Annotated in this window: 6 protein-coding genes; 4 read left to right on the top strand and 2 right to left on the bottom strand. The window is 47.8% G+C overall.

From position 1 onward, the window contains the following. Positions 1 to 224: 224 nt before the first annotated feature. From CDI09_RS18015 to CDI09_RS17140, 4 genes are all read left to right on the top strand, one after another. Positions 225 to 617 carry a hypothetical protein gene (locus CDI09_RS18015; protein ID WP_146220947.1) on the top strand — a complete coding sequence of 131 codons (393 nt, stop codon included), beginning with the start codon at positions 225 to 227 and terminating at the stop codon, positions 615 to 617. A 58-nt stretch (positions 618 to 675) separates the two neighbouring features. Continuing rightward, complete coding sequence (locus CDI09_RS17150) at positions 676 to 1,011, top strand: hypothetical protein (RefSeq protein ID WP_078524381.1); 336 nt, start codon at positions 676 to 678, stop codon at positions 1,009 to 1,011. A gap of 131 nt (positions 1,012 to 1,142) precedes the next feature. Then, a complete protein-coding gene (locus CDI09_RS17145; protein ID WP_078524380.1) occupies positions 1,143 to 1,853 on the top strand; it encodes an autoinducer binding domain-containing protein in 711 nt (236 codons plus the stop codon). A gap of 79 nt (positions 1,854 to 1,932) precedes the next feature. Continuing rightward, positions 1,933 to 2,562 carry an acyl-homoserine-lactone synthase gene (locus CDI09_RS17140; protein WP_078524379.1) on the top strand — a complete coding sequence of 210 codons (630 nt, stop codon included), beginning with the start codon at positions 1,933 to 1,935 and terminating at the stop codon, positions 2,560 to 2,562. A 634-nt stretch (positions 2,563 to 3,196) separates the two neighbouring features. Here the strand turns inward: CDI09_RS17140 and CDI09_RS18915 are convergent. Continuing rightward, entirely contained in the window at positions 3,197 to 3,328 is a 132-nt protein-coding gene (locus CDI09_RS18915) for a hypothetical protein (protein WP_257788374.1), read from the bottom strand. Between the two features lie 66 nt (positions 3,329 to 3,394). After that, positions 3,395 to 3,574 carry a hypothetical protein gene (locus tag CDI09_RS18380; RefSeq protein ID WP_078524378.1) on the bottom strand — a complete coding sequence of 60 codons (180 nt, stop codon included), beginning with the start codon at positions 3,572 to 3,574 and terminating at the stop codon, positions 3,395 to 3,397. Positions 3,575 to 3,765 lie beyond the last annotated feature (191 nt).

Here is a 3,765-nt window from a genome sequence, read left to right as displayed (position 1 = left end):
GGCTGTCGCGACCCGATATGAGAAAACCGCCGCATCCTTCCTCTCCGTCATCCTCATCGCTGCTACAGCAGACTATATCAAGACCTAACAGGCCCTAGTTCAGATATAGAAATACTCATCAGGAGACTTTCATTGACGCAAATTGACTGCCCAAAATGCGGGGCTAAGATCAGCCTGAACCCCACTCGAATGACTTTTGGCATCTCGATTGATGAACAACTGAAATGCTTGGATCAAAAACGGGAGCGGATATTCGCCTGCCCGGATGCTGGCGAGGCGGCAACGCGCGCCCTCATGAGCAGCAGGCGCAGAAAACCCGAGTGGTGATGCTTAAGAAAGAAATTGAGCCGGACCAAGGTCTGACAGAAAAAAGCCGCCTGACCGAACATTCCCAAGGATATGAAATGAAAAAGATCACCATACTTGCCGCAGTCGTAATCCTCACGGCTTGTGCCCACAAGCCGCATCATCCTGTTACGCCTGATAGCATCACTGCGCGACAGGGCATTGAGCCCCAGTCTGTTCATACAGCCCGATTTGGCGCAATGTCCCGGACTGCATCCTATGCGACTCATCATGCCAATCAAAATTCTGATTCGGCAGATGAAAAGAAGTGAGGCGGATATAAAGAGCGTCCGGGGCAAGAGACTGTTCCGGACATGAAAAGGGGCCATCATGCAAGAAGAAATCCTGACTGGCCAAAGCGGCAAAGAATATCGCTTTGTTGCGATAGAACCCAAAGATGCTCCGAACAGAGCATGCCTGTTTTTGGTTCAGGACACGCGATCCAATTCTTCATCTGACCAAACATATATCGCCCATGCCCGACACGGCAGAGGATGGGTGAAGTTTTACGGAGAAGAAGAGAAGAATGGGCTAACCCCGTTCAATCGCATCTTTTTATATGCTGGCACGAATGGCGATCTGACCATTCCGTTCGGAGATATTCTGAGCGGCGGGACTGAACAGGTGTTGGGGTATAAAATGCCACATGGGAGAGACTGCCCTTAAGGACTGACAGCAAAAAGCCGCCCGGGGACGGCTTGGCTTCAGACGGAGATCGTCATCATAAATCTGTAGAATAAATATATCATATAATTTAGGCTTACTATTGGATGGCACTGGAGGTAGGCGCGGCATAGATGGTGGGCTTGACGATTGACCTCCTGGCGAAACTACATGACCTTGAGAACGCAGCCACTAAACATGATCTATTATCCATCTATCTTGATGCCGTTCTGTCAGTCGGGAATGTCCACGTAACCATTGTGGAATTGAACAGGATTGAAGATCCTAAAGAAAATTTTATACACGTTGGCTATCCAACGGAATGGGTCAATTTCTATATTGAGAACAATTACATCATCTCTGATCCCATAATAAAAAAATCCAGATTTATAAGTCATCCATATTTCTGGCATGAAATCAGAAACACGAACAAAGAAGAAAAAAAGATCATAAGAGATGTATCTGAATTTGGCATAAAAAAGGGCCTGACAATACCGGTCCATACGCATGACAGATTGGTTTATGCTATTTGCTTCGCGTTTACAGATAAAAACATAGATCAGGAAATTGAACTTTATCTGCGTGCGTTATCCAATTTTTTCATTGCCAGTTATAAAAAATTGGATGAACCGGCAGATATGTCGCCCCCCATTCTTACCCCCCGTGAAAAAGAATGTCTGAGATGGACAGCCAAGGGTAAAAGCTCGTGGGAAACCGGGATGATTGTTGGTGTCAGTGAGCGAACTGTTAACTTTCACATCAACAATGCCTTGCTGAAACTGAAATGTACGAATCGCATCATGGGTGTTGTACGGGCTATCTGTGCCGGCCTGATTGAACTGTGAAACCTGTCAGGTCTGACAGGTAACCTGGCCGTCAGTTTTCGTGAATGATCCTCTCACCCAACAGGAAGAGAGTGGATCCATGATCGAAGTCGTAACCGTTGAAAATGCCCACTGGTGCGGAACAGCTCTCGCTGAGCAGTTCAAGTTTCGCTACCGCCATTTTGTGGCCAATGAGCAGTGGGAAGTCCCCTTCTACAAGGGTATGGAATACGACCAATTCGATACGCCTGCTGCTGTCTACCTTGTATGGCGCGATGTTGCAGGTGTTGTCCGGGGCATGATCCGTCTGCTGCCAACGAACCGGCCTTACATGCTGGAAACGCTTTGGCCCGATATGATGCCCGATCCGATTGTTCCATCTGGTCCGACCGTCTGGGAAATCACCCGGTTTGGCGTTGAACGGAATCTGTCCCTCTCCCTGCGTAAGCAGATATCAGCCGAACTGATCCTGGCATGCATAGAATTTTCAGTGCTGAATGATATTCACACCTATCTGTTCCTGACAGCATGGGGTGTTCTCAAACGGATTGTACCTGGCGCTGGAGTAGAGGCGCAGATTCACAGCAGGAAGACACTGCCTTCTGGCCATGATGTCGCTTCTGCCGTTGTGCCCGTCTCGCAGGTCGTTCTGGATAAGGCCCGGGCCAAGCTGAATATCCATTACGCTGTTCTCGATAACAACAGCTTTGAGCAGCAATATGCAGCATAGGCAGAAAAACGAAGACATGAAAAGAAAAGTAGAACACATCAAAAACGCATTATCCTTCTTACGGTCAGAAGCAAGAAAATGCGACCTTCTACAAACGGATAACTCGCTTTCCATCGCAGAGATAATCATCGATATGGAAATAAAAAAAATAAAATAAGAGAGGTTTTGTAATTTGTTCTACAATGAAGGAAATATAGAATATCTCGCCAAACAAATATTTTCTCGGCACTATCCCTTTCGAAAGTGGGATGATAACCCTGATTCTATATCAGGGGGGGCTACGCAAGAAGAAAAAGATAAATTCAAAGATATTGCACGCCAACAATTGTCTGACTGGCATCCGGTATAATTCAGGCTGCTCCATGGAGGCAGCCCGTGTCCTGCTGGCTACGTTGTTGAGATTGGCGGAAATATCAAAAACTGTGGAAACGGCATTGCCCACTCCAGAAAAATCCTGAAGTAAGTTCGGGCTGCTTAGACTGAACATGCAAATTGTATCTACAATTAATGAGGCTCTCTTGAGGAAGGAGGGCCTTATGCCTCATTACAAAAATCTTGCTTTTTTTGACCAAGTCTATGACGTCAGTTTTGATGATTCATATGAGTCAGGATCCATCGCCCAAAAATCCGGTATCTATCGGTGCTGCCCCAACCATTGGGCGATCTGAACCCGACGGTCATAGGGTATGGTCTCGCGCATGAAGCCACAGACCCGCAGCACGTCCGGGTTTACGGTTACAACGGGCTGTCTTTTCATTGCGGTCATGTCTGATCGTATTCCATAAGGCGGCCATCTGTACAGTAAAATCCTGTACACCCATCAAAACCCGCACTAAAATACGGCATGCCCCGCGTAATCCTTCCCCACGAACAGGATGGCCGCATCTCCTGTTTCCTGGCCGATCAACTTGGCGTCCTGTTCTATCCTCCCTTCACCATGATGGGCATTGAGCAGGACGGCCAGATCATCGCGGGAGCCATCTTCAACTGCTTTGAAACGCACGATGTTCATGCTACCATAGCCGGACACGGCTGGACCCTGCGGTTCCTGCGTGCTTTGGGCTGGTATCTTTTCGACGTGCTACGGGTCGAGCGGTTTACCGGTGACGTGCCCCCCGGAAATGTAACCATTTAAAAGTAGAGTCCGATCGAGAAGGATACGGACGGATGAAGCGCAGTCGTTTTACGGAAGAGCAGATCATA

The organism is Komagataeibacter nataicola (assembly GCF_003207795.1).
In the GTDB taxonomy this organism is placed as follows: Bacteria; Pseudomonadota; Alphaproteobacteria; order Acetobacterales; family Acetobacteraceae; genus Komagataeibacter; species Komagataeibacter nataicola.
Note: the sequence above shows the minus strand (reverse complement) of the source record. Positions and strands in the feature narration are given on the sequence as shown.

Excerpts from the sequence above, each read along its gene's own strand:
- CDI09_RS18015 (WP_146220947.1), top strand. The coding sequence starts at position 225 with ATGCTTGGATCAAAAACGGGAGCGGATATTCGCCTGCCCGGATGCTGG.
- CDI09_RS17150 (WP_078524381.1), top strand. The coding sequence starts at position 676 with ATGCAAGAAGAAATCCTGACTGGCCAAAGCGGCAAAGAATATCGCTTT.
- CDI09_RS17145 (WP_078524380.1), top strand. The coding sequence starts at position 1,143 with ATGGTGGGCTTGACGATTGACCTCCTGGCGAAACTACATGACCTTGAG.
- CDI09_RS17140 (WP_078524379.1), top strand. The coding sequence starts at position 1,933 with ATGATCGAAGTCGTAACCGTTGAAAATGCCCACTGGTGCGGAACAGCT.
- CDI09_RS18915 (WP_257788374.1), bottom strand. The coding sequence starts at position 3,328 with ATGACCGCAATGAAAAGACAGCCCGTTGTAACCGTAAACCCGGACGTG.
- CDI09_RS18380 (WP_078524378.1), bottom strand. The coding sequence starts at position 3,574 with ATGAACATCGTGCGTTTCAAAGCAGTTGAAGATGGCTCCCGCGATGAT.